General features: G+C 73.9%; 23 protein-coding genes and 1 pseudogene. 12 read left to right on the top strand and 12 right to left on the bottom strand.

What is annotated here, in order from left to right:
• Positions 1-28: 28 nt before the first annotated feature.
• Entirely contained in the window at positions 29-1,603 is a 1,575-nt protein-coding gene (locus tag ET526_RS01075; RefSeq protein WP_135465803.1) for a M81 family metallopeptidase, read from the bottom strand.
• A 170-nt stretch (positions 1,604-1,773) separates the two neighbouring features.
• Here ET526_RS01075 and ET526_RS01070 point away from each other — a divergent pair, with 170 nt between their 5' ends.
• The 5 genes and pseudogenes from ET526_RS01070 (at position 1,774) to ET526_RS01050 (ending at position 8,780) form a co-directional block, all read left to right on the top strand.
• Complete coding sequence (locus ET526_RS01070; RefSeq protein ID WP_338025307.1) at positions 1,774-2,805, top strand: M14 family metallopeptidase; 1,032 nt, start codon at positions 1,774-1,776, stop codon at positions 2,803-2,805.
• Positions 2,806-2,854: 49 nt separating this feature from the next.
• Positions 2,855-3,367: pseudogene (locus tag ET526_RS22585) on the top strand (tetratricopeptide repeat protein); the annotation flags it as partial.
• A 42-nt stretch (positions 3,368-3,409) separates the two neighbouring features.
• Positions 3,410-5,257, top strand: coding sequence for a tetratricopeptide repeat protein (locus ET526_RS01060; RefSeq protein ID WP_135465802.1), 1,848 nt, complete (start codon positions 3,410-3,412; stop codon positions 5,255-5,257).
• A 143-nt stretch (positions 5,258-5,400) separates the two neighbouring features.
• Positions 5,401-6,942, top strand: a complete 1,542-nt coding sequence (locus tag ET526_RS01055) for a sulfotransferase family protein (RefSeq protein ID WP_240048214.1) — start codon at positions 5,401-5,403, stop codon at positions 6,940-6,942.
• Positions 6,943-7,187: 245 nt separating this feature from the next.
• A complete protein-coding gene (locus ET526_RS01050; protein WP_135465801.1) occupies positions 7,188-8,780 on the top strand; it encodes a 2-isopropylmalate synthase in 1,593 nt (530 codons plus the stop codon).
• Positions 8,781-8,822: 42 nt separating this feature from the next.
• Here the strand turns inward: ET526_RS01050 and ET526_RS01045 are convergent, their stop codons facing one another.
• From ET526_RS01045 to ET526_RS01035, 3 genes are all read right to left on the bottom strand, one after another.
• Complete coding sequence (locus ET526_RS01045; protein WP_135465800.1) at positions 8,823-9,086, bottom strand: hypothetical protein; 264 nt, start codon at positions 9,084-9,086, stop codon at positions 8,823-8,825.
• A gap of 6 nt (positions 9,087-9,092) precedes the next feature.
• Complete coding sequence (locus tag ET526_RS01040; protein WP_240048197.1) at positions 9,093-9,698, bottom strand: sigma-70 family RNA polymerase sigma factor; 606 nt, start codon at positions 9,696-9,698, stop codon at positions 9,093-9,095.
• A gap of 70 nt (positions 9,699-9,768) precedes the next feature.
• Complete coding sequence (locus ET526_RS01035) at positions 9,769-10,275, bottom strand: sigma-70 family RNA polymerase sigma factor (RefSeq protein ID WP_240048196.1); 507 nt, start codon at positions 10,273-10,275, stop codon at positions 9,769-9,771.
• Positions 10,276-10,343: 68 nt separating this feature from the next.
• On the opposite strand from ET526_RS01035, the gene ET526_RS01030 reads away from it, so the two are divergent.
• From ET526_RS01030 to ET526_RS01015, 4 genes are all read left to right on the top strand, one after another.
• Complete coding sequence (locus tag ET526_RS01030) at positions 10,344-11,093, top strand: response regulator (RefSeq protein ID WP_135465798.1); 750 nt, start codon at positions 10,344-10,346, stop codon at positions 11,091-11,093.
• A gap of 88 nt (positions 11,094-11,181) precedes the next feature.
• Positions 11,182-11,346, top strand: a complete 165-nt coding sequence (locus ET526_RS01025; RefSeq protein WP_135465797.1) for a DUF1328 domain-containing protein — start codon at positions 11,182-11,184, stop codon at positions 11,344-11,346.
• Positions 11,347-11,358: 12 nt separating this feature from the next.
• Complete coding sequence (locus ET526_RS01020; RefSeq protein WP_135465796.1) at positions 11,359-12,027, top strand: hypothetical protein; 669 nt, start codon at positions 11,359-11,361, stop codon at positions 12,025-12,027.
• Between the two features lie 7 nt (positions 12,028-12,034).
• On the top strand, positions 12,035-13,906 hold the full coding sequence (locus ET526_RS01015) for an ABC transporter ATP-binding protein/permease (protein ID WP_135465795.1): 1,872 nt from the start codon (positions 12,035-12,037) through the stop codon (positions 13,904-13,906).
• Between the two features lie 70 nt (positions 13,907-13,976).
• On the opposite strand, the gene ET526_RS01010 is transcribed toward ET526_RS01015, so the two are convergent.
• Genes ET526_RS01010 through ET526_RS00990 form a run of 5 tightly spaced genes read right to left on the bottom strand, consistent with a single transcriptional unit; the run spans position 13,977 to position 16,163 of the window.
• Positions 13,977-14,456 carry a GlcG/HbpS family heme-binding protein gene (locus ET526_RS01010; RefSeq protein ID WP_135465794.1) on the bottom strand — a complete coding sequence of 160 codons (480 nt, stop codon included), beginning with the start codon at positions 14,454-14,456 and terminating at the stop codon, positions 13,977-13,979.
• On the bottom strand, positions 14,453-14,779 hold the full coding sequence (locus tag ET526_RS01005) for a 2Fe-2S iron-sulfur cluster-binding protein (protein ID WP_135465793.1): 327 nt from the start codon (positions 14,777-14,779) through the stop codon (positions 14,453-14,455). The genes ET526_RS01010 and ET526_RS01005 overlap by 4 nt, the downstream gene beginning before the upstream one ends.
• Complete coding sequence (locus ET526_RS01000) at positions 14,776-15,078, bottom strand: ferredoxin (RefSeq protein ID WP_135465792.1); 303 nt, start codon at positions 15,076-15,078, stop codon at positions 14,776-14,778. Before ET526_RS01000 ends, ET526_RS01005 begins: the two co-directional genes overlap by 4 nt.
• A gap of 10 nt (positions 15,079-15,088) precedes the next feature.
• The gene (locus ET526_RS00995; protein WP_135465791.1) at positions 15,089-15,415 is read right to left on the bottom strand and encodes a 2Fe-2S iron-sulfur cluster-binding protein; all 327 of its coding nucleotides are present in this window, start codon (positions 15,413-15,415) and stop codon (positions 15,089-15,091) included.
• Positions 15,416-15,431: 16 nt separating this feature from the next.
• Positions 15,432-16,163: a TenA family transcriptional regulator gene (locus tag ET526_RS00990; protein ID WP_135465790.1), complete on the bottom strand. Its 732-nt coding sequence runs from the start codon at positions 16,161-16,163 to the stop codon at positions 15,432-15,434.
• Between the two features lie 260 nt (positions 16,164-16,423).
• On the opposite strand from ET526_RS00990, the gene ET526_RS00985 reads away from it, so the two are divergent.
• On the top strand, positions 16,424-17,155 hold the full coding sequence (locus ET526_RS00985) for a GntR family transcriptional regulator (protein WP_135465789.1): 732 nt from the start codon (positions 16,424-16,426) through the stop codon (positions 17,153-17,155).
• A gap of 33 nt (positions 17,156-17,188) precedes the next feature.
• On the opposite strand, the gene ET526_RS00980 is transcribed toward ET526_RS00985, so the two are convergent.
• Positions 17,189-18,322 carry a M20 family metallopeptidase gene (locus ET526_RS00980; RefSeq protein ID WP_135465788.1) on the bottom strand — a complete coding sequence of 378 codons (1,134 nt, stop codon included), beginning with the start codon at positions 18,320-18,322 and terminating at the stop codon, positions 17,189-17,191.
• A 120-nt stretch (positions 18,323-18,442) separates the two neighbouring features.
• Here ET526_RS00980 and ET526_RS00975 point away from each other — a divergent pair, with 120 nt between their 5' ends.
• Together ET526_RS00975 and ET526_RS00970 are read left to right on the top strand one after the other, a co-directional pair.
• Entirely contained in the window at positions 18,443-18,889 is a 447-nt protein-coding gene (locus ET526_RS00975) for a MaoC family dehydratase (protein ID WP_135465787.1), read from the top strand.
• Positions 18,890-18,903: 14 nt separating this feature from the next.
• Positions 18,904-19,827 (top strand): bifunctional riboflavin kinase/FAD synthetase, encoded by a 924-nt coding sequence (locus ET526_RS00970; RefSeq protein ID WP_135465786.1) that lies wholly within the window; start codon positions 18,904-18,906, stop codon positions 19,825-19,827.
• A gap of 22 nt (positions 19,828-19,849) precedes the next feature.
• On the opposite strand, the gene ET526_RS00965 is transcribed toward ET526_RS00970, so the two are convergent.
• Positions 19,850-20,491 (bottom strand): glutathione S-transferase family protein, encoded by a 642-nt coding sequence (locus ET526_RS00965; RefSeq protein WP_135465785.1) that lies wholly within the window; start codon positions 20,489-20,491, stop codon positions 19,850-19,852.
• A 73-nt stretch (positions 20,492-20,564) separates the two neighbouring features.
• A complete protein-coding gene (gene tldD / locus ET526_RS00960) occupies positions 20,565-22,001 on the bottom strand; it encodes a metalloprotease TldD (protein ID WP_135465784.1) in 1,437 nt (478 codons plus the stop codon).
• Positions 22,002-22,034: the final 33 nt, after the last annotated feature.

Raw genomic sequence — 22,034 nt, 5'->3', positions numbered from 1 at the left:
GATCCGCACCACCCCTTCCCGCCGCGGGCTACAGCCCCGCCGCCCAGCCGGGCTCCCGCCACGCCGCCTCCGGATCCAGCGGGAAGACCGGACGGGGCAGCCGCTTCCAGGCGAAATTCGCCAGTACCGGGCTGGTCAGGCCCGGCGTGTCCACCTCGAAGATCCGCGCCTCGGGGAAGAACTCGTCGAAGCCGGCGCGGAAATGCCCGCGGCTCTTCACCACCACCGCACGCGCGGCGGCGATGTCCACCCCGTGCATCTCCAGCATCCGCGGCTCGTGGCACTGCCGGCGGAGCGAGCCCACCACCACGCGCAGGCCGGACTCCCGCAGCTCCAGCAGCGCCGAGGGGCCGAGGTCGAAGCGCCGCCCGGCCATGGTGCCGCGCCGCCCCACCCCCTTGCCGTCGCGCAAGGCCAGCACCCGCGCCGGCGCGGCGAGGCGCTTCGAGAACTCGCTCTCGACGCGGTTGAACACCGCCTCGAACGCCGCGCCCTCGCCCAGCGCATGCGCCTCCGCCGCCAGCGCCGGGTCCACGAACACGCCGAGCACCACGCCCGGCACCCGCGCCTCGTGCAGCGCCGCCAGCAGCCAGGCGGTGTTGCCGCGCCCGCCGCCGCCGGGATTGTCGCCGGCGTCGGAGAAGATCGCCGGCGCCTCCTCGCCCCGCGCGGCGCGGCGCGCGATCTCCACCGCCTCGGCGATGGAGAGCAGGCGGCGGGCATGGCGGTGCCGCCCGGCCCAGGCGAGGCGCGCCAGGCAAAGCGCCGCCGCCCGCGCCGCGGCACGGTCGCCGCCGCGCGCCGTGACGGTGACGCAGAGGCCGCATTTCGGCAGGTCGGAGAAGACGAAGCCACCGGTGACGGAGGCGTTGGCGATGCGCGGATCCGCCGCCATCAGCGCCTCCGCCTCCCGCACCAGATCGGCATAGGGGCCTTCCGCCGTCAGCAGGGTGACGGTGGGCGGGCAGAGCGGCAGGCGCAGGAAGGCGCGCGCCATGCGCTCCCCCGCCAGCATCTCGCGCAGCAGGTCGGCGCATTCCGCGGCGCGCGCGGCCATGTCCACATGCGGGTTTGTGCGATAGGCGGCAAAGGCGTCCACGCTCTCCACCAGCCGCTCGCTCACATTGCAGTGAAGGTCGTGGCTCGCCACCACCGGTACCGTGGGGCCGACGATGCGGCGGACCATGGCGGCGAGGGTGCCGTCGCTGTCCTCGTCGCCCGTCGCGCTGCTCGCGCCATGACTGGCTATGTAGACGCCGTCGAGCGGCAGGGCGGCGGCGAGGCGGCGCGCCATCTCGTCGAGCAGGTCGGCGAGCACCGCCTGCGCGATCGGCCCGCCCGGCGGCGCGGCGGCGATCAGGACCGGCACCGGCATCCAGGATCCGGTCTCGTCCATGCGGCGGTAGAAGCCGGGAATCTCGCCCGGCAGGTGGCTCGCGCCACCGCGGGCGAGGGTGGTGATCTCCTCGCCCCGCGCCAGGCACTGGCGCTCGAAATCCTCGCGCGTGGTCGGCGGCGCGAAGGCGTTGGCCTCGAGATGCAGGCCGAGCACCGCGACGCGCGGCCCCTGTGTGGCCGTCTCCCCGCCGGTGCTGCGATGCATGGTCATGGCTCCCCCCGATTGCCGCCCTCGCTTCGCGGTATAGACTGGATCGGGGAGACAGGAATGGCGATGGCAGGGGAGGTCTCCGGGCGCCGCCGCGGCACGCCGGCGCCGGGTGGGTGGTCTGTCCCGCGAGGAGGCCTGGCGGCGGCGCATCCCGGCCACGGGCGGTGCCGCTCGTGACGGGCCCGGGCACGCTCTGCCCCGGCCTTGCGGCGATCGCGGCCGGAGTCGCCCTCGACAAGGCGCCGCCGATCGAGGTGCGCATCCGCCCGCCCGATCTCAGGCCCTTCCTCGAGGGCAACGCGCTGCCGGGCGTGTGGAGCTTCGCCGCCGCGGCGCCGGGGCCGCATGTCGCCGTGGTGGCGCTGACGCATGGCAACGAGATCGCCGGCGCCCTGGTGCTGGAGCGCTGGCTGCGTGCCGGACTGCGGCCCGCGCGCGGGCGGCTTTCCCTGGTCTTCGCCAACATCGCCGCCTTCGGGCGTTTCGACCCCGCCGATCCGACGGCCAGCCGCTTCGTCGAGGAGGATCTGAACCGGCTCTGGGACACCGAGACGCTGGAGGGCGGCCGCCGCTCCTGCGAGCTGCGGCGCGCGCGCGTGCTGCGCCCGCTGTTCGACACGGTGGACGTGCTGCTCGACCTCCACTCCCTGCTCTGGCCCTCCGATCCGCTGTTCCTCGCCGGCCGCACGGAACGGGCGCGGCAGCTCGCCCTCGCCATTGGCCTCCCGCCCCTGGTGGTCGCGGATGACGGCCATGCCTGCGGCAAGCGGCTGATAGACTACGCGCCCTTCATCGAGCGGGGCGGCACGCGCACCGCGGTGCTGGTGGAGGCGGGCGCGCATTGGGAGGAAGGCACCGTCGCCACCATGGAGGCCTGCGCCGCCCGCCTGCTGCGCCTGACCGGCGTGGCCGACCCCGAGGATCCGGTGCTGGCGCGGCCGGCGGCGGCGCCGGACGCCGCGGGCGGGCCGCGCCTCGCCCGCGTGACGCAGACGGTGACCGCCCGCTCCTCCGCCTTCGCCTTCCTCCGCCCCTTCCGTGGCGGCGAGGTGGTGCCGCGACGCGGCACCCTCATCGCCCTCGACGGCGAGACGGAGATCCGCACGCCCCATGACGACTGCCTGCTGGTGATGCCCTGCCTGCGCGTCATGCCCGGCCACACCGCGGTGCGGCTGGCGCGCTTCCTGCCGCGCTGACGCCGCAGAGCAGGCCTCTTCCGCTTTACGCAATAAATCTGCTTCCAATATACAACCACAAGGTGATCATCCGCACGGAGCGGCCCCCCTGCCCCAGGACAGCCCAGATCAGGCCGCCATCGCCTCGCTGCTCGCCGAGGCCCGCCGCCACCTCGGGGAGGGAGACCGGCGAGCCGCCCTGGCCTCGCTCGACGCGCTGCTGCGCCTCGCCCCCCGCCACCCGCCGGCGCTGGTCGAGCGCGGCCGGGCGCTGCGCGAGCTGGGGCGATTCGCGGCGGCGGAGCGCGACTACCAGGCGGCGCTGGCGGAGCAGCCGCGGCTCCTCCCGGCGCTGCTCGGCCTCGGGCGCTGCGCCGCCGCCCGCGGGGATCTCGCGGCGGCGCTGGACCGCTTCGCCGCCGCCGCCGAGGCCGATCCGGCCAGCCCGTGGCCGAGGCTGGAGGCGGGCGCGGCCCTGCGCGGCCTTGGGCGGCCCGAAGCGGCCGAGGCTGCCTACCGCGCCGCGCTCGAACGCGATCCCGGCCTGGCGCCGGCCCTGCTCGGCCTCGGCCTGCTGGCCCGGGAGCGGGGCGACCGGCTCGCCGCGCGGAGCTGGTTCGAGGCCGTGCTGGCGCGCCAGCCGCTGCACCACCTCGCCAGGGTGGAGCTCGCCACGGAATGCTGCGCGCTCGGGGAGCATGACCGCGCCCGGGCGCTGCTGAGGGAGGTGCTGCGCGCCGCGCCCGGCCATCTGCAGGCGCTGCTCGCCCTCGGCGAGACCGAACGCCGCGCCGGGGCGCCTCAGGCGGCGCTCGCCGCCTTCGAGGCCGCGGCGCGCCACCATCCGGCCCTGCCCCGGCCCCTGGTCGAGATGGCACGCGAATGGCGCCGCCTGGGCAAGCCGGAGGAGGCGGACCGCCTCCTCCACCGCGCCCTGGTGCTCGCCCCGGAGTGCCGCCCCGCCCTGCTCGCCTTGGCCGAGAGTGCCCTGGAGACGGGCCAGCAGGAGAAGGCGCTGGCCCTGTATCGCCAGGTGATCGCCACGGCGGCCGACAGCCTGGAGGCGCATCTCGGCGCCGCCGAGGCGCTGCAGGCGCTCGGGCGGATCGCGGAGGCGATGGCGCTGCTGGAGGAGGCGGAGGGCCGGCTCGGCGCCTCGCCCGGCCTTGCCGCCCGCCGCGTCGCGCTGCTGCACCTCGCCGGCCGCTGGCCGGAGGCGCTGGCCCTGGCGCGCCGGGCGGCGGCGGCGGCGCCCTGGCATTTCGGGCTGTGGCTGGAGCGGTGCCAGATCGAGCTGCGCCTGGGGGAGCCGGAGGAGGTCGCCGCCTGCCTGGAGGCGGCGCCGGCCGCCTCGGCCGAGCAGCGCGCCCGGATCGAGGAGTGCCGCGGCCGCGCCGCCGAGCGGGCCTGGCGGCTGGAGGCGGCGCGCGTGCATCACGAGGCGGCGCTGCGCCACGCCCCCGCCCTGGCGGCGGCGCATGACGGGCTGGTGCGGATCGGCCTGCTGCGGCTCGACCTGGCGGCGGCGCGCCACCACCTCCGCGCCTCGGCGGCGCGGCGCCAGCCCGCCGCCCGCGGCGGCCTTGCCCGGGCGATGGAGACCCTGGCCGGCCAGGTGCTGGAGGATGCGCTGCTCGACGAGCCGGCGGTGGCGCGGCTGCGCACGCTGCGCGACCTGCCCCCGGCCGCGCGCATCGCCCGGCACTGCGACATCGTGCGGGAGCACCCGGAGTCCACCGCCGCCGCGCTGTGCCTCCTCCTGTCGCTGCGCGAGGCGGGGCTCCTCGACCCTCCCGCCCCGGCCGACGGCCCCTCCCCCATCCCGCGCCGCATCGGCCAGTACTGGGACGAGCCGGAGCCGCCCGCGGAGGTGGCGGCGCTGATGCGGAGCTGGCCCGAGGCCAATCCCGGCCACGTGGTGCAGGTGTTCGACCACGCCGCGGCGCAGGCCTACCTCGCCGCCCACCACCCGCCCGCCGTGCTCCGTGCCTATCTCCGCGCGCGGCATCCGGCGATGCGCGCCGACATCCTTCGGCTGGCCTGGCTGGCGCGGGAGGGCGGCGTCTGGGCGGATGCGGACGACCGCTGCCTGGCGCCGCTCGAGACCCTGCCGCTCGCGGGGGCGCGGTTCCTCGCCTATCAGGAGCCCCTGGCCTCCCTCGGCAACAACCTGCTCGGCGCGGTGCCGGACGAGCCGGTGATCCGCCTCGCCCTGGCGTTGGCGGTGGAGGCGGTGAACCGGGGCGACCAGGACAGTCTCTGGCTCGCCACCGGGCCCGGCCTGCTGAGCCGCGCCTTCGCCCGGACCCTCGCCGCCTGGGAGGGCGCCCCGGAGGCGTGGCTGCGCGGCCGGGTGGTCCTGCCGGCGGCGCGGCTGTTCCGCGCCGTGGCGATCGGCTGCCACGCCCCCTACCGGCGGACAGAACGGCACTGGCTGCATCCCGGCGCCGGCCGGACGGCGCGGGCCTGCTGACCTTCCGACAGGTTCCGCGCGGGTTGGAGGAGGAATTCCAACCAAACCTTGCTTCGTCTCCGCTCGTGTTCTACCGGTTGTTTGGGCGGCCCCGGCGGGAAGCCCGGCGAGCGAATCCTGCGCGGAGGCGAATCTTGCCCGAGATGATGATCCCGTTCGGCAGCAGGGCCGCCTGGGACGCGTGGATCGGGCAGCACCGCCCCGCCATGGCCGGCCTCGGCGCCGCCATCGCGGCCGAGGTGGGCGGCAGCGGCCTGGTCGAGCCCCTCACCGGGATCCGCCGCCGCCCGGCCGAGATTTCCACCAACCTCGAGAATCTCGGCGAATCGCTGAGCGCGGCCGAGATGAACGCGCGCAAGCGGGCGCTGTTGCTCACCCTCGGCGTCGCCCTGCATGGGCGCGGCGGGGAGGCCGCCCCCGTGGTCCATGCGCCCGAGGGCGGCCTGCGCACGGCGCGAGTGCTGGCCGAGATCTTTCCGGCGCCCGGGCCGGTGGCGAGGCAGGGTGGGGGGCTGCAGGCCATCGCCCTGCCGGACGGGGCGGCGGACGCGCTCGTCGTCGCCGACGCGCTGGACTTCGTGGAGGACCGGAACGCCGCCTGGCGCGAGATGCGGCGCGTGGTGCGGCCCGGCGGGGTCCTGGTGGCGAGCCCCCGCTTCCATCCGGGGCGGCAGGGGGCGCAGCCCGGCCAGGCGGCAGGGTGGGAGATCCTCGACGCGCTGCGCGAGGCGGGCTGGTCGCGGGCCGCCATGGTGCTGGTCGCCTCCTCCCGCCACGGCATCGCGGCGAGCGGGCTGCCGGGCGTCTTCATCCTCGTCGCCGCCGGGGAACGGCCCGAAGGCGGGGCGCGGCACCTGCTCGGCGCGGCGGAGGACCACCCGCTGCCGGGGAAGGTGTGCCTGCTGGTGGCGCTGCCGCGCTCGGGCACCACCCTGCTGACCGCGCTGTTCGACGTGCACAGCCGCTTCGATGCGGTGTTCGAGCCCTGGAACGCCAGGGCGCTGGCCGGCCCCGAGGACGCGGCGCTCGAGACGCTGCTCGACCGGCTCGGCCTCCGCCGCGACCCGGGGCGGTTCCTGTTCGTCAAGGAGACGGCGGCGGATACGCGCTACATCGACCACATGGCGCGCCTCTACGACAGCATGGCGCTGCCGCTCGACCGCCAGGTGCTGATGCTGTGCCGCCGCCCCGCGCATACCTTCCTGTCGGAGATAGACCGCCGCAACGAGTGGTGGGGCGACAACGTGGCGCTGGACGCGCAGCAATTCGACCTCTGGTGCGCCAAGAGCCGCAAGGCGGTGCGCGACATGCTGGCGCTGCTCGACCGCGCCGGCGGCTTGCTGGTCTGCTACGAGCGCTTGGCCGAGGATCCCGGCGCGATGCTGAGGCGGCTCGCCGCCGCCATCGGCTTCGAGGTCGAGCCGCAGCAGCTCGAATTCGAGCGGCACGTGGACAGGCGGAAGGTGCGCGGCGACCTGAACGTGGCCCGCAACCCGGAGCGGATCTCGGTGGAGAGCATCCGCCGCCGCGCCGAGCAGGAGGCGCAGGTCGAGGAATTCGCCCGGCGCAGCGCCCATGGCGACTGGTTCGCCGCCTTCACGGCGCTGCACGCGCTGGGCTACGAGAGCGGCCTCTGCCCCGCCGGGGCGATCCCGGAGGGGCTGATGCGCCGGCTGACGGCCTGAGGGAGCGGCGCCCCGCTTGCCCCGGGCGGCCTGGTGGGCTAGGGTTTTCCGTCATGATCCGCCACGCGCCCGCCTCCGGCCTGATCCGCGGCCCCTCCGCCGCCGGCGCGTGCCTGCCGCTCCTCCTTCGACTTAGCCGCCCCTGGGCGTGACGCCCGGCCGGGCACGGCCGGCACCGCTCAGGGGAGCCTGAGGACCCTCCGCGCGCCTCCGCGCGCCCAGAACGGCTGCGAAGGACCACGACCATGGCCATCACCCATCCCAGCTTCGGCAGGCTGGACGACGACCGCATCATCATCTTCGACACCACGCTGCGCGACGGTGAGCAGTCCCCCGGCTTCTCCATGAACCTCGAGGAGAAGCTGCGCATGGCCGAGGCGCTGGCCGAGCTCGGCGTGGACGTGATGGAGGCGGGCTTCCCCATCGCCTCGCCCGGCGACTTCGAGAGCGTGCAGGCGATCGCCAGGCGCTTCGCCAAGGACGGGCCGGTGATCTGCGGCCTCGCCCGCACCGCGCCGGCCGACATCCTGCGCGCCGCCGAGGCGGTGCGGCCGGCGGCGCGCCGGCGCATCCACACCTTCGTCTCCACCTCGCCGCTGCACATGCGCGTCAAGCTGCGCCTGCGGCCGGAGGAGGTGCTGGAGCTCGTCACCAGCAGCGTCAGCCTGGCGCGCCAGCACGCCGAGGACGTCGAGTGGTCGGCCGAGGACGGCACGCGCACCGAGCCCGACTTCCTCTGCCGCTGCGTCGAGGCCGCGATCAAGGCCGGCGCCACCACCATCAACATCCCGGACACGGTTGGCTACGCGCTGCCCGAGGACATGGCCCGCATCTTCACCATGATCCGGGAGCGGGTGCCGGGCGCCGACCAGGTGGTGCTCTCCGCGCACAACCACAACGACCTCGGCCTCGCCGTCGCCAACACCCTTGCTGCCATCCGCGCCGGCGTACGCCAGGTGGAAAGCACGATCAACGGCATCGGCGAGCGCGCGGGCAACGCCAGCCTCGAGGAGATCGTGATGGCGCTGCGCACGCGCCACGACGCGATCCCGGCCCGGAACAACATCGTCACCCGCAACATCCTGCGCACCAGCCGCCTGCTGGCGACCATCACCGGCTTCGACGTGCAGCCCAACAAGGCGATCGTCGGCCGCAACGCCTTCGCGCACGAGAGCGGCATCCACCAGGACGGCGTGCTGAAGGACGCCTCCACCTACGAGATCATGACGCCGGAGAGCGTCGGCTGGACCACCAACTCGCTGGTGCTCGGCAAGCATTCCGGCCGCGCCGCCTTCCGCGACAAGCTGCGGGCGCTGGGCTACGGCGAGGTCGGCGACAACCAGCTCAACGACGCCTTCCGTCGCTTCAAGGACCTCGCCGACCGCAAGAAGGTGGTCTACGACGAGGACATCGTGGCGCTGGTGGACGACGAGATCGTGCGCGACCACGACCGGGTGAGGCTGGTGGCGCTGACCGTCGCCACCGGCCTCGGCGCCAAGCCGATGGCCACCCTGGCGCTCGAGGTGGATGGCGAGCGGCGCGACGGCATGGCGACGGGCGACGGCGCGGTGGACGCCACCTTCAACGCCATCCGCAACGCCTTCCCGCACGATGTCACGCTCAAGCTCTACGCGGTGCAGAGCGTTACCGGCGGCACCGACGCCCAGGCGCGGGTGACGGTGCGGCTGGAGGAGGGCGGCAAGCTGGTGGACGGGCAGGGCGCGGACACGGACACCATCGTCGCCTCGGCCCGCGCCTATGTGCACGCGCTGAACAAGCTGCTGGTGAAGCGGGAGCGCACCGCGCCGGCGGATCTCCGAACCATGCTCTCGGCCTGAAGGCCGTTTCGTTCGGGGGGCGGCACGGCGCCGCCCCCGGCCTCAGGAGGACTTGTTCCGGTTCTTCCGGTCCTCCTCGATCAGCCGGAGCAGCTCGGGGGGCAGAGGCTCCTGGGCGACGTTGTCGTAAAGCTGGTGCAGGTTGCGCTGCAGCCAGAGGTCGAAGGCCGCCTCCGCACCGTCCTCGCCCAATCCGTCCCTCTGCCGGCCGCCGCCGGTCTTCCGCCGTTGCTCTCTGTCGCCCATCGCCCCGACCGCTACGGGCGGATAGGCGGCGGCGAGCCGCGCCGCCGCGTACCGCATCATCGCAAGCTACACTCCGCCGTGAGCCTCGCCAAGCATGGCGCGCATCGCGGGATGGGCGGACCGCGCCGCCGGCGCCGCGGGGCGCTCCTCGCCCAGAAGCCAAGCCTGGAGCTGACGGCGGGCGCGGAAGACGCGGCTCTTCGCCGTGCCCACGGCGCAGCCGGTCGCGCTCGCCACCTCCTCGTAGGAGAGCCCCTGCAGCACCACCATGAACAGCGCCTCGCGCTGGTCGGCCGGCAGCCGGCCGAGCGCGCGCGACAGCTCCTTGAGGACCATGCGGTCCTCATGCGCCGCCCCGACCGCGAAGGCGGAGGTCGGCAGGTCCTCGATGTCGGTGGTCTCGCGCTGCTTGCGCAGCGTGCTGATGAAGCGGTTGCGCAGGATGCGATGCATCCAGGCCGCGAAGTTGGTGCCCGGCGTGAAACTGTCCTGCGCCGCCAGCGCGTTCGCCACCGCATCCTGCACCAGATCCTCCGCGGCGGCGCGGTTGCGCGTCAGCGCCAGCGCCTGGACCCGGAGCTTCGGCAGCAGCGCCACCAGCAGGTCGTGAAAGTCCTGCTGCGCACGGCGGGCCTCGTCCCGCTGCCGCTCCATGCCCATCGTTCCGTGCATACGCAAATCCCCTTCTGGATCCTACGTGGGGAAATGATCCCCGGCGCGGGGCGGTTGCATCGCGGGGGCGTTACCCCGTCACGGTGTCGAGAGATTCGGCGAGCTGCCTGCGCGCGCGCGAGACGCGCGCCTTCATCGTGCCCGCCGGCACGCCGCACACCGCCGCCGCCTCCTCGTAGGAGAGGCCCTGCGCCCCCACCAGCACCAGCGCCTCCCGCAGCAGCGGGGGCAGGCGGTGCAGCGCACGCGCGAGGTCGCGCAGCTCGCCCTGCTGCTCCTGCCGCGGCGCCGCGCCCGGCTCGACGGACGGCGCCTGCTCCTGGCGGTGCGCCGCCTCGCGGCGCCGTGCGCGCACCTGCTCGTAGAAGACGTTCCGCACGATCGCCAAGCACCAGGGCCGCAGCGCCACCTCCCGGCCGCCGCCATCCAGGCCGCGCAGCGCCCGCAGCAGCGCCTCCTGCACCAGGTCGTCCGCTTCTGTCGAGGAGCCGACAAGGAACCGCGCGAAGGCGCGAAGCTCCGGCAACAACAGCGCGAGGGACTGGCGCAGGTCGGGGCCGGAGGCTTGTGTGTCCACAACTTCCTCCATACTAACAGCCAGTGTTGGCCGGGAGGTGCGCCGCGCATGCGAAGGATGAAAAGGCGATGAGCGCGATGGACCGCGCCGCCCTGATCAGGGCCCTGCCCTACGCGCGCCGTTACGCCCGGGCGCTGGCCGGCAGCCAGGCGGCAGGCGATTCCATGGTCGCGGAGGCGCTGAAACGCGTGCTCGCCGCACCGCAGCAGGAGGATCTGGCGAGCGATGCCGGCGCGCGCCTTGCCCTCTACGCCGCCGTCGGCGATCTCGCCGACAGGTTCCTGGGCCCGGAGGGCGGCGACGCCTCCCCGTTGCAGCGCAAGCTGCTGCTCCTGACCGCGCTGGAGGAGCAGCCCCTCTCCGCCGCCGCCGCCGCCTGCCGCATCTCGCCCGACACCGCCGAGCTGGAGCTGCGCCTCGCGCGGGAGGCGCTGCGCTCCAGCACGGCGACGCGCGTCCTGATCATCGAGGACGAGCCGATCATCGCCCTCGACATCCAGGAGCTGGTGGAGCGCTGCGGCCACAGCGTGGTCGGCATCGCCACCACCGAGACCGAGGCGGTGGAGATCGCGCGGGCCGAGCGGCCGGGCCTGGTGCTGGCCGACATCAATCTCGGCGCCGGCGGCGACGGCGTTCATGCCGTGGCACGCATCCTGCGCGACGTGCCGGCGCCGGTGATCTTCGTCACCGCCTATCCCGAGCGGCTGCTGACCGGCGAGGCGATGGAACCCGCCTTCGTCATCACCAAGCCCTTCGACCCGACGACTCTCGCGGTCGCGACCTACCAGGCGGTCACGCGGGGCGTGCTGCCGGTCTGAGCGCCCGGCAGGGGACATCGTTGAGCCTCTGCAACCGCCGCGCCCGGCGGACGTTCTGCGGGGCGCCCGGCAGCAGAGGTCCCGTCCCATGCTCTACTGGTCGCTGGTCTTCCTGGTGCTCGCTCTGGTGGCCGCGCTTTTCGGTTTCGGGGGCCTCGCCTCCGCCTTCGCCAGCATCGCCAAGGTGCTGTTCGCCATCTTCCTCGTGCTGTTTCTGGTCTCGCTGGTCTTCGGCCTGGTGCAAGGCTTCTGAGCGGCCAGGGACATGCCCTTCGCCGCCGCCCCGCTGCTCCTGGCTCTGGCGCTGCTCCTCGCCGCGGGCGCCGCCGCGGTGGCGAACGCGCCGGCACGGCCGGCGGAGCTCTGGTTCGATCCGACGCAGCTTCCCTCCTTCACGGGCACGGTCGAGCGCTACCTGACCAACCCCGCCGGGGAGACCGACGCGCTGCTGTTCCGCGAGGGGCCGCAGGTCGTCTTCCCCCCGACCATGGCGGCCGCGGTGCAGCGGGAGGCGCCGCTCGGTGGCACGCTCATCGTCTGGGGCATCCGCGCCCGTCAGGCGCCGGTCATCACGGCGCTCGCCTTCGCCCGCAGCCAGGAGGCGACGCCGCGGCTGATGGAGCGGCTCTACTGGCAGCCCTCGGGCCGCGAGCCGCAAGAGCGCATGGTGCCGCTCGAGGCGTCGGGCAAGGTTCGCCAGCCCTACTATGCGCCGCAGGGCGCGGTGGCCGGCGCCATTCTCGAGGACGGTACCGTGATCCTGCTGCCCCGGAACGCCTCCGACGAGTTCGGCGAGCTGCTGCGCCCGGGCGCGCGGCTCGCCGCCACCGGCCTCGGAACGGCGACGGAGACGGGCCGGGCGCTGCTCGCCGAGCGGATCGGCCCCGAGCCCGACGCTCTTCGCCCCTCCGCCCCCGCCAACACCCCGCGCTGAGACCCAGGTGGCCGAGAACCACGGGCAGCCTTCCGCAGCAGAGGAGCCCCAGCCACCCAGCCGGGGCTTCCTGCGCCGCTTCGGACGCCTCGCGCTGCTCTACTTCAACGGCGAGGAGCGCTGGCACGCCCGCGGCCTCGCCGCCGGCGTGGTGGTGCTGACGCTGCTGCAGATCTTCATCCAGATCCGCTTCAACATCTGGAACCGCGACTTCTTCAACGCCCTGGAGGTGCGCGACAAGGCGGCCTTCTACGGGCAGACCTACCTCTTCGTCCTGCTCGCCGCGGCGAGCATGGTGACGGCGGTGTTCCAGCTCTACGTCCGGCAGATGCTGCAGCTCTACTGGCGGCGCTGGATGGTGCAGCGGCTGCAGCGCCGGTGGCTGGAAAGCGGGCGGCACTACCAGATGCAGTTCCTGCCCGACGCGCCGGACAACCCGGACCAGCGCATCAGCGAGAACACGCGCTGGGCGACCGCCATCGCCGTGGACCTCGTGGTGGGGCTGCTGCAGTCGGTGCTGATGCTGGTCTCCTTCGTCGGCATCCTGTGGACGCTCTCCGGCCCCCTGCATGTCAGCCTCGGCACGACGGAGTTCGCCATCCCCGGCTACATGGTCTGGGCCGCGCTGCTCTACGCCGGCATCGGCTCGGGCCTCACCTGGCTGATCGGGCGGCCGATGGTCGAGATCAACCTCCGCCGCAACCAGGCGGAGAGCGACCACCGCTTCGCCCTGGTGCGGCTGCGCGAGAGCAGCGAGGGCATCGCCATGATCCGCGGCGAGGCGGACGAGGAGCGGGGCCTGAAGCGCGCCTTCGGCGAGGTGGTGCAGGTGATGCGGCGGCTGATGCGCAGCGAGCGGCACCTGATGTGGCTGACGTCCGCCTACGGCATGCTGCTCTCGGTGTTTCCGGCCCTCGTCGCCAGCCCGCGCTACTTCGCCGGCGCCATCACCCTCGGCGTGCTGATGCAGATCACCCAGGCCTTCTACCAGGTGACGACGGCGCTGAACTGGTTCGTGGACAATTTCCCCCGCCTCGCCGACTGGCGCAGCCATGTGGAGCGCGTGCTCCACCTCGAGGAGGCGCTCGACACCGCCGAGCAGATGGAGGCGGACAGCGTGATCGGGATCGAGGAGGGGCCCCTGCCCGACGGGCGCGAGGTGCTCGCCTTCGAGGACCTGCAGATCGCGCATTTCGACGGCGCCGTGGTGATCCAGGAAGCCAATGCGGAAATCGCGGCAGGCGAGAAGGTGCTGATCGTGGGGGAGAGCGGCTCGGGCAAGTCCACCCTGTTCCGCGCCATCGCCGGCCTGTGGCCCTGGGGCTCGGGGCGCATCCGCATCCCGCCGCGCGAGCACATCATGTTCATGCCGCAGCGCCCCTATCTGCCGCTCGGCACGCTGCGCGCCGCCGTGGCCTACCCGGCGGAGCCCCGCCGCTTCCCGGACCAGGCGGTGGCGGCGGCGCTGGAGCGCTGCGGCCTCGCCCACCTCGTCGCGCGCCTCGACCAGGAGGAGCGCTGGGACCAGATCCTCTCGCTCGGCGAGCAGCAGCGCCTTGCCTTCGCGCGGCTGCTGCTGCACCGCCCGCGCTGGGTGTTCATGGACGAGGCGACGGCGGCGCTGGACGAGGCCAACCAGGACATGCTGATGGGCCTGTTCCGCGAGGAGCTGGCGGAGTCCGCCTTGATCTCGATCGGGCACCGCCCGGGCCTCGATGCCTATCATGACCGCACGCTGACCCTGGTACGGGCCCCGGACGGCGCGAGGCTCACCGCGCGCCGCCGCCGCCCCGCGGGCGAGCGCGCGCCGCGCCCGGTAGTCGCTGCCGGACGCGGCGCGCTGCGCCGCCTGCTGCGGCGCCGCCCCGGCACGGGGTGACGCCGCAGCAGGCGGCTTGGCCGGGACGCCCTTGGAGCGGCTTCACGCTCCCGGCCGGCCGCGATCCGTCCTAAAGGCGGATGTCCGCCTCCACCCGCACCGCATGGCCTTCCGGTCCGAGCAGGTCGGCGAGCGCCTGCAGCCCCGCGAGGCCGCAGGCGGTGTCCTGCTCGCCATTGCCGCCGCTGAGGCCGATGCCGCCGATGACGGCGCCGTCCACGACGATGGGGAAGCCGCCGACGAAGGTGGCGAAGCGGCCTTCGAAACTCCACTGGATGCCGAAGGCCTCGTTGCCCGGCAGGGCCGGCCCGCCGGGCGGAGTGTTGAAGAGGTGGGTGGAGCGCTTGTGCCCGGCCGCGGTGAAGGCCTTGTTCCAGGCGATCTGCGGGCCGGTGACGCGGGCGCCGTCCATGCGCTCGATCAGCAGCGGGATGCCGGCCTCGTCGGCGACGCAGACGGTCTGCGCCACGCCGAGCGCGGCGGCCCTGGCGGTGGCCGCCGCCACCATGGTGCGCGCCTCGCGGAGTTCGAGCTTGAGGGCCGCTTTCATGCCTGAACCTCGGTCCTCGCCGTGGTCGCGGCCGGGCGCGGCGGCCAGGAGACGCTGACCTTGCCGCGCAGCACGAAAGTCTGGCAGGCCATGCGCCAGCCCTCGGCGAATTGCGCCTCGGTCAGGTGCTTGCGCTCCTTGGGCTTGATCGCGTCGGTGTTCTCGATGCCCTGCTCGATGCGGCAGCGGCAGGTGCCGCAGATCCCGCCGCCGCACTTGAACGGGATGCCGCCCTTCTCGCGGATGGAGAGGCGCAGCAGGTTGGTGTTCTCGGGCGCGGTGACGGTCCTGCCCCCGCCGCTCAGGAAGGTGACCTCGATCATGCGAGCGGCGCCGGCTCCAGCGCCATCGGCATGCTGCCGAAGGAGACGAGGTGGCGCAGCTCCTGCCGCGCGTCGTCCAGGCTGTCGTAGCGCTGCAGGAATTTGGACGGCACCAGGTTCACCACCTCGGGCGGCGCCTCGTCCACGATGCGCAGCCGCGTCTCCTGCTCCAGTTCGGCGATGACGAAGCGGGCCCGCTTCCTGCCGCAGAAGACGTAGTCGTAGGCCTCCACCGGGCGCAGCCCCTCCGAGGTCTCGGTGCGGAACTGCCCCGGCTTGCTGGTCAGGATGACGTACACGATGCCCTCCTCAGGCGGCGCTGCGTGCCGGGCGCGGCGGCGCCACCCCGTCCTGCGTCAGCGCCAGGTCGTGGTGCAGCCAGAGCTGGCAGGCCAGGCGGCAGCCCTGCTCCAGCATCTCGCCCAGCACCTTCCTCTCCTTCCAGTTCGGCTCGGGCAGGTGCTCGGCGCCGGCGAGGATGCGGCTGGCGCACTTCCCGCACTTCCCCATGCCGCAGCCGTAGCGCAGGTGCGGGAAGGGGAATTTGCGGATGCCGGCGCGGACCACGAGATTGGTGTTGTCCGCCACCTCCTCGCTGTGCGCCTGCCCGTCCTTGTGGAAGGTGACGATCGGCATGCCGGGCGCCCGTTCCTCAGGCCGCGAGGTCGAGGTCCCGCAGCGACAGGTCCTTCTCGACGTAGTCGCGGTAGAGGGCGGTGGTGTAGAGCAGGCGCATCTCCGCCCCGATTTCGCAGATCTTCAGGCAGCGGCGCTGCAGCTCCGGCGTGTTGGCGTGCTCGAGCACGATCTGGTAGCCGCGCTCGCCGTGGATCTCGTCGGAGACGATGTGCAGGTCGAAGAACTCCAGCTCCTCGTCGGTGAAGCCGTACTTCTCGCGCATGATCGGCGTCTGCCGGCGGTAGATGGAGGGCACCTGGGATTCCAGCCCCACCACCAGGCCGGCGACGGCGACGATCGGGTCCTCGCGCATCGCCACGGCGTAGCACCAGCTCTGCAGGCCGCGAGTGGTGGGGGACATGTTGTCGGGGTCCATCACCCGTTCGCGGGTGGTGCCGCAGGCCTCGGCGAAGCGGATCAGCAGGTCGGTGTGGCGGTCGCCGCCGATCTCCTCCTCGTACATGTTGGCGAGCAGGAAGTCCTTCGCCTCCTGGTACTCGGCGGGCATGCGGGCATAGACGTAGCCGAGGTAGTCGGCGAAGGGGCCGACGTAGTGGTAGTGGTTCTCCGCCCAGCGCGCGAGGTGCTCCCGCGAGAGCCGGCCGCTCGCCCAGGCGATGCTGAAGGGCGACTTGTTCGCGCTCTTGCCCTTGATGGCGTTCTCGAGCGCGGCGCGGAACTCCTCCGGGTTCATCAGCGCGGCCATGGTGGTCTCCTTCTCGACGGGGGGCTTCCGGGCGCGGCTCCGCCACCCGGCTGTGCGGCCAAGCTCGTATACAAGACGGCCGAAGTCAAGGCCCGCTTGGTCAAGGTGAATTGTCCGGCATGGTCCGTCGAGGACGTCATCCGGCCTTGCCATGGCCGAGAACCCGGCAATTTCGCCCTGCCGGCACAAGAGGGGCTTGCCATCAGGGCCGCCCCTCCCCATTCGCCGTATACAAGCCCTGGCCCGATACTCGCCTTGCCATGACCAACGTCCCGCATCTCTCCCACCCCGCCGCCGAAGCCCGTGGCCCGGGCCGCGGCGCCAGCCAGGCGCGGCTTAGCCAGCAGGCGCTGCAGGCGCTGCGCGAGGCGATCCTCTCCGGGCGCCTCGCCCCGGGCGAGCGGCTGGTGGAGGAGCGACTCTCCGCCGAGCTCGGCATGTCCCGCGTGCCGATCCGCGAGGCGATCCGCCAGCTCCTCGCCGAAGGCCTCGCCGTGCCGGCGGAGGGCGCGGCGGGCGGCCGCGGCGCCCGGGTCGCCGCCGTCACCGCCGAATTCGCCCGCGACCTGGTCGAGGTCCGCGCCGTGCTGGAGGGGCTGACCGCGCGCCTCGCCGCCCGCCGCCGCGACCCGGCGACGCTCGAGCGCATCCGCGCCCTGCTCGCTCGGGGCGAGGCGCTCGCCGCCTCCGGCGCCCCACGCCAGGACCTCGCCGCCCTGAACGCCGAGTTCCACGACCTGCTCGCGGTCGCCGGCGCCAACCGCGCGCTGCAGGAGCTGATGCGCCCTCTGCGCGAACGCACCGAGCTGCTGTTCCGCCGCAACGGCACCGCCCGCGCCGTGCTCGACTGGCAGGAGCACGCCATGATCCTCACCGCCGTGGCGGAAGGCGACGAGGAGCTGGCGGCGCTGCTCGCCACCCGCCATGTGCGCCGCGCCGGCGCCGCCGCCCTGGCCGAGGTGGCGCAGCGCGAGGCGGCGGGCAGGTCCTGAGCGCGCCCCGGCCGTCCGGGGGCCGCGGCCGGTCTATTCCAGCGTCTCCAGCAGCTCGCACAGCGTGGCGCAGCGCGGCGCCAGCTCGGTCCAGCGGATGTGCTCCTCCGGCGCATGGGCGCCGGCGCCGGGGCAGCCGAGCCCGTCGAGCGTCGGGATGCCCATGGCCGCGGTGAAATTGCCGTCCGAGCCGCCGCCGCGGGGCTGCTTCGGCAACTCGTAGCCCTGGCGCGCCGCGATCTCCCGCGCGCGGGCATAGAGGGCGAGCCCCGCCGGCGTCTCCGGGAAGGGCGGTCGGTTCATCCCCCCCGTCACCTCGATCGCGATCCCCTCCTCGGGCGAGCCCGCCAGGGCGCGGATGGCGGCCACCACCCTCTCCCCCTCCGCGAGCGAGGGAACGCGGAAATCCACCCGGCAGCCGGCCTCGGCCGGGATCACGTTCGGCCGCGTGCCGCCCCAGACGGGGGCGCAATTGGTGGTCACGCCGCGGTCGAGGTCGGTCAGCGCATGGATCGCCAGCACGGCGCGGGACAGGGCGACGACGGCGCTGCGCCCCTCGCTCCAATTGCCCCCGGCATGGGCGCTGCGGCCGGTGACGCGCAGGGTGAAGCCGCCGGTGCCCTTGCGCTCGGTGACGCAGGCGCCGCGCGGGCCGGCCGCCGGCTCGGGGATCAGCACCGCGGCCGCGCCCCTCGCCTCGCGCTCGATCGCGGCGCGGCTGGTCGGGCTGCCCACCTCCTCGTCCGGCGTCAGCAGCAGGGTGACGGGGCGGCGGGTGGGCGTGCCCTGGCGCAGGATCTCGCGCACGCAGTGGAAGGCCATGAAGCTGCCGGCCTTCATGTCGTAGATGCCGGGGCCGTAGGCGCGCTCCCCCTCCACCCGGAAGGGCATGGCGCCGGCGAGCGTGCCGTGGTCCCAGACCGTGTCCACATGGCCCGCCACCACCACCGGCGGGCCCTCGCCCGGGGTGCGGGCGATCAGCGTGTCGCCGAAGCCGTCCCGCCCCGGCAGCCGCTCGACCGCGGCACCCGCCGCGCGCAGCCCGGCCTCGGCCAGGTCGAGCAGCCCGTTCACCGCCGCGGCGTCGGTGGAGGGGGTCTCGCGTTCGACCCAGGCGCGCAGCTCCTCGAGCAGGCGGTGCGAGCTGCCGATGGTGGTGCGGGGCATGTGTGGCTTCCGTGCGACGTTCTGGATGCGGACCTTGTCGCGTCCGCCCGGCCGCTTGTCCACCGCCGCCGCCGCCGCTAGACCGGATCGTTGGTGCGGCGCAGCAGGAGCGGGCGGCGGATGTCGGAAGGAACCTTCTTCGAGGATCTCGAGGTCGGGCAGAAGGCGAGCTTCGGCAAGACCATCACCGAGGCCGACATCGTGCTGTTCGCCGCCGTCACCGGCGACACCAACCCGATGCATCTCAACGCCGAATACGCCAGGGACACCATCTTCAAGGAGCGGATCGCCCACGGCATGCTGGCGGCGGGGCTGATCACCAAGGTGCTCGGCACCCAGCTTCCCGGCCCGGGGACCATCTACCTCTCCCAGTCGCTGAAATTCCGCGCCCCCGTCCGCATCGGCCAGACCGTGACCGCGACGGTGGAGGTGGTGGCCCTGCACCCCGACAAGCACCGCGCGACGCTGCGCACCGTCTGCACCGTGGCCGGCCAGCCGGTGCTGGAGGGCGAGGCCTTCGTCTCCGTTCCCAGCCGCGCCATGCGCCACGCCGCCGCGGCCGAGTGACCCCGCCGGGCGCCATGCCCCGCATCGTCGCCGGCTGGCGCGACCTGCCGCAGGAGCTGCGCGGCGCCACGGTGGCGCTCGGCAACATGGACGGGGTGCATCTCGGCCATCTCGCCGTGCTGCGGGCGGCGCACGCGGCGCGGCCGCAGGCCCCGCTCGCGGCGCTCACCTTCGAGCCGCATCCGCGCGAGCATTTCCGCCCCGACGACCCGCCCTTCCGCCTCACCCTGCTGCCGGCCAAGGCCGAGGCGATGGGCGCGGCGGGGGTCTCCATCGTCTATGCCCTCCCCTTCGACGCGGCGCTCGCCGCCATGCCGGCCGAGGCCTTCGTCGAGGAGGTGCTGCACAAGGGCATCGGCGCGCAGCACCTGGCCTGCGGCACCGACTTCGCCTTCGGCCACCGCCGCGGCGGCGACACCACCCTGCTCGCGCGCATGGCGGAGGATCGCGGCATCGGCCTTACCGTGGTGCCGCCGGTGACGGACGTCGCCGGCCCCATCTCCTCCACCCGCATCCGCCGCCTGCTGCAGGACGGCTACCCGGAACGGGCCAACGAGATGCTCGGCCGCCCCTGGGAGATCCGCGGCGAGGTGGCGCATGGCGACAAGCTCGGCCGGGTGCTGGGCTGGCCGACCGCCAATCTCTGGCTCGGCCGGCACCTGGAGCCGGCGCGCGGCGTCTATGCCGTGACGGTGGCGCTGCCGGACGGGCGGGAGGCGAAGGGGGTGGCCAATGTCGGCCGCCGCCCCACCCTCGGCGGCGACCCGGAGACGCGGCTCGAGGTGCACCTGTTCGACTTCGCGGGCGACCTCTACGGGCAGGAGATCCGCGTGCGCATGCGCCACTTCCTGCGCCCCGACGCCCGCTTCCCGGACCTCGAGGCGCTGCGGGAGGCGATCGCGGCGGATGCGGAGGCGGCGCGGCGGGCGCTGGGCTGACCCCGCCCGAACGGCAGCCGCCCTACCCCAGCCGCGGCTTCGTCTTCACCACGCTCGGCCGCTCCGCGATGCGGCGCCACCAGGCGGAGAGGCGCGGATGGCCCTCCAGCGCCGACCGGCCGGGCGGGACCATGGCGAAGTAGTCCACCACCGGCACCAGGTGCAGGTCGGCAAGCGTCAGCCCGCCGCCGCAGAGGAAGCCCTCCTCGCCCGGCATCAGCGCCTCCAGCGCGCGGAAGGCGCGGGCGGACTGCTCGAGGCCCTGCGCGACCACCGCCTGGTCCGGCGTGCCGCCCTGCATCGGCACCACCGCCGCCTGCCAGAACACCTTCCCGATCGCGGCACCATAGGCGTAGCTGTCGATGATGCCGCAGATCTGCGTCATGCGCGCCCGCGCCCGCACCTCCTCGGGCTGCAGGCGGGGGCCGGGGAAGGCCTCGTCCAGGTAGCGGCCGATCGCAAAGGTCTCGTAGAGGGCGAAGCCGTCATGCTCCAGCACCGGCACCTTGCCCCAGGGGTGGCGGGCAAGGTGCTCGGGCGACTGGCCCTCGCCCCTGAGCAGGTCCACCTCGTGCAGCGTGTAGGGGATGCCCTTCTCCTCCAGCACCATGCGCACGGTGCGGGCATAGGTGCTGTAGGACGGGCCGTGCAGGACGACGGACATGGCGTGCCTCCTCTCCCTCGCCGGCCGGGCCGGCAGCGGCAGGATGCCAGCCGGGCCCGCCGGAGGCGAGGGATCAGACCGCGGTGCCGCCCACCGTCAGCCCCGCAAGCTTGATCGTCGGCTGCCCCACCCCCACCGGCACGCCCTGCCCGTTCTTGCCGCAGGTGCCGATCCCGGGATCGAGCGCCATGTCGTTGCCGACCATGGACACCCGCGTCAGCGCGTCCGGCCCGTTGCCGATCAGCGTCGCGCCCTTCACCGGCGCGCCCACCTTGCCGTCCTCGATCAGATAGGCCTCGGCGGCGGAGAAGACGAACTTGCCGCTGGTGATGTCCACCTGGCCGCCGCCGAAATTCACCGCGTAGAGGCCGCGCCTGACGCTGCGGATGATCTCCTCCGGCGCCTGGCCGCCGTTCAGCATCACCGTGTTGGTCATGCGCGGCATCGGGATGTGGGCGTAGGACTGGCGCCGCCCGTTGCCGGTGGGGACGACGCCCATCAGCCGGGCGTTCTGCCGGTCCTGGATGAAGCCCCTGAGGATGCCGTCCTCGATCAGCACGGTGCGGCCGGAGGGGGTGCCCTCGTCGTCCACGGTGATGGAGCCGCGGCGGTCGGGGAGGGTGCCGTCGTCCACCACTGTCACCCCCGGCGCGGCGATGCGCTGCCCGACCAGCCCGGCGAAGGCCGAGGTCTTCTTGCGGTTGAAGTCGCCCTCCAGCCCATGCCCGATCGCCTCGTGCAGCAGGATGCCGGGCCAGCCGGGGCCGAGCACCACCTCCATCTCCCCGGCCGGGGCGGGCACGCTCTCGAGGTTCACCAGCGCTTGGCGCAGCGCCTCCTCCACCGCCGCCTTCCAGGCCGTCTCCTCCACGATCCGCCCGTAGGCGAAGCGGCCGCCCATGCCGTGGCTGCCGGTCTCGCGCCGGCCGTTCCGCTCCACCACCACGCTGACGTTCAGCCGCACCAGCGGGCGGAGGTCGGCGACGCGCGTGCCGTCCGGGCGCAGGATCTGCACCGCCTGCCACTCCCCGGTGAGCGAGGCCATCACCTGCCTGACGCGCGGATCGCGCCCGCGCGCATAGGCGTCCATCTCGGCGAGCAGCCTGGTCTTGGCGGCGAAGTCGAGCCGCGAGAGCGGGTTGTCCCCCTCGTAGAGCCGGGCATTGGTCGGGCGCGGGCCGACATCCAGCGTGCCGGAGCGGCCCTGGCGCACCGCCTTCACCGTCTCCGCCGCGCGCCGGAGCGCCGCCTCGGAGATCTCGCCCGCATGGGCGTAGCCCGCCGCCTCGCCCAGCACGGCGCGCAGGCCGAAGCCGCGCGTGGCGTCGAAGGAGGCGGCGCGGATGCGCCCGTCGTCGAGGGAGAGCGCCTCGCTCTCGCGGTATTCCAGGAACAGCTCCCCGTCCTCGGCGCCGGCGAGCGCCTCCTCGACCACGCGCCGGGCGGCGCCCTGGTCGAGCTCGGCGAAGAACAGCCGGTCGGTGACGGCAAGCGGGGTGTCGAGCGGCATCGGGCCTCCGCCGGATCGGGGTGGATGGGGGCG

Source organism: Crenalkalicoccus roseus, from assembly GCF_004761865.1.
Taxonomy (GTDB): Bacteria; Pseudomonadota; Alphaproteobacteria; order Acetobacterales; family Acetobacteraceae; genus Crenalkalicoccus; species Crenalkalicoccus roseus.
Note: the sequence above shows the minus strand (reverse complement) of the source record. Positions and strands in the feature narration are given on the sequence as shown.

Coding starts and splice junctions, on each gene's coding strand:
- tldD (WP_135465784.1), bottom strand. CDS start 22,001: ATGCCGCTCGACACCCCGCTTGCCGTCACCGACCGGCTGTTCTTCGCC.
- ET526_RS01075 (WP_135465803.1), bottom strand. CDS start 1,603: ATGCATCGCAGCACCGGCGGGGAGACGGCCACACAGGGGCCGCGCGTC.
- ET526_RS01020 (WP_135465796.1), top strand. CDS start 11,359: ATGCCCTTCGCCGCCGCCCCGCTGCTCCTGGCTCTGGCGCTGCTCCTC.
- ET526_RS01005 (WP_135465793.1), bottom strand. CDS start 14,779: ATGATCGAGGTCACCTTCCTGAGCGGCGGGGGCAGGACCGTCACCGCG.
- ET526_RS01040 (WP_240048197.1), bottom strand. CDS start 9,698: ATGCACGGAACGATGGGCATGGAGCGGCAGCGGGACGAGGCCCGCCGT.
- ET526_RS01030 (WP_135465798.1), top strand. CDS start 10,344: ATGAGCGCGATGGACCGCGCCGCCCTGATCAGGGCCCTGCCCTACGCG.
- ET526_RS01045 (WP_135465800.1), bottom strand. CDS start 9,086: ATGATGCGGTACGCGGCGGCGCGGCTCGCCGCCGCCTATCCGCCCGTA.
- ET526_RS00970 (WP_135465786.1), top strand. CDS start 18,904: ATGCCCCGCATCGTCGCCGGCTGGCGCGACCTGCCGCAGGAGCTGCGC.
- ET526_RS01050 (WP_135465801.1), top strand. CDS start 7,188: ATGGCCATCACCCATCCCAGCTTCGGCAGGCTGGACGACGACCGCATC.
- ET526_RS00980 (WP_135465788.1), bottom strand. CDS start 18,322: ATGCCCCGCACCACCATCGGCAGCTCGCACCGCCTGCTCGAGGAGCTG.
- ET526_RS00990 (WP_135465790.1), bottom strand. CDS start 16,163: ATGGCCGCGCTGATGAACCCGGAGGAGTTCCGCGCCGCGCTCGAGAAC.
- ET526_RS00965 (WP_135465785.1), bottom strand. CDS start 20,491: ATGTCCGTCGTCCTGCACGGCCCGTCCTACAGCACCTATGCCCGCACC.
- ET526_RS00995 (WP_135465791.1), bottom strand. CDS start 15,415: ATGCCGATCGTCACCTTCCACAAGGACGGGCAGGCGCACAGCGAGGAG.
- ET526_RS00975 (WP_135465787.1), top strand. CDS start 18,443: ATGTCGGAAGGAACCTTCTTCGAGGATCTCGAGGTCGGGCAGAAGGCG.
- ET526_RS00985 (WP_135465789.1), top strand. CDS start 16,424: ATGACCAACGTCCCGCATCTCTCCCACCCCGCCGCCGAAGCCCGTGGC.
- ET526_RS01025 (WP_135465797.1), top strand. CDS start 11,182: ATGCTCTACTGGTCGCTGGTCTTCCTGGTGCTCGCTCTGGTGGCCGCG.
- ET526_RS01010 (WP_135465794.1), bottom strand. CDS start 14,456: ATGAAAGCGGCCCTCAAGCTCGAACTCCGCGAGGCGCGCACCATGGTG.
- ET526_RS01055 (WP_240048214.1), top strand. CDS start 5,401: ATGATGATCCCGTTCGGCAGCAGGGCCGCCTGGGACGCGTGGATCGGG.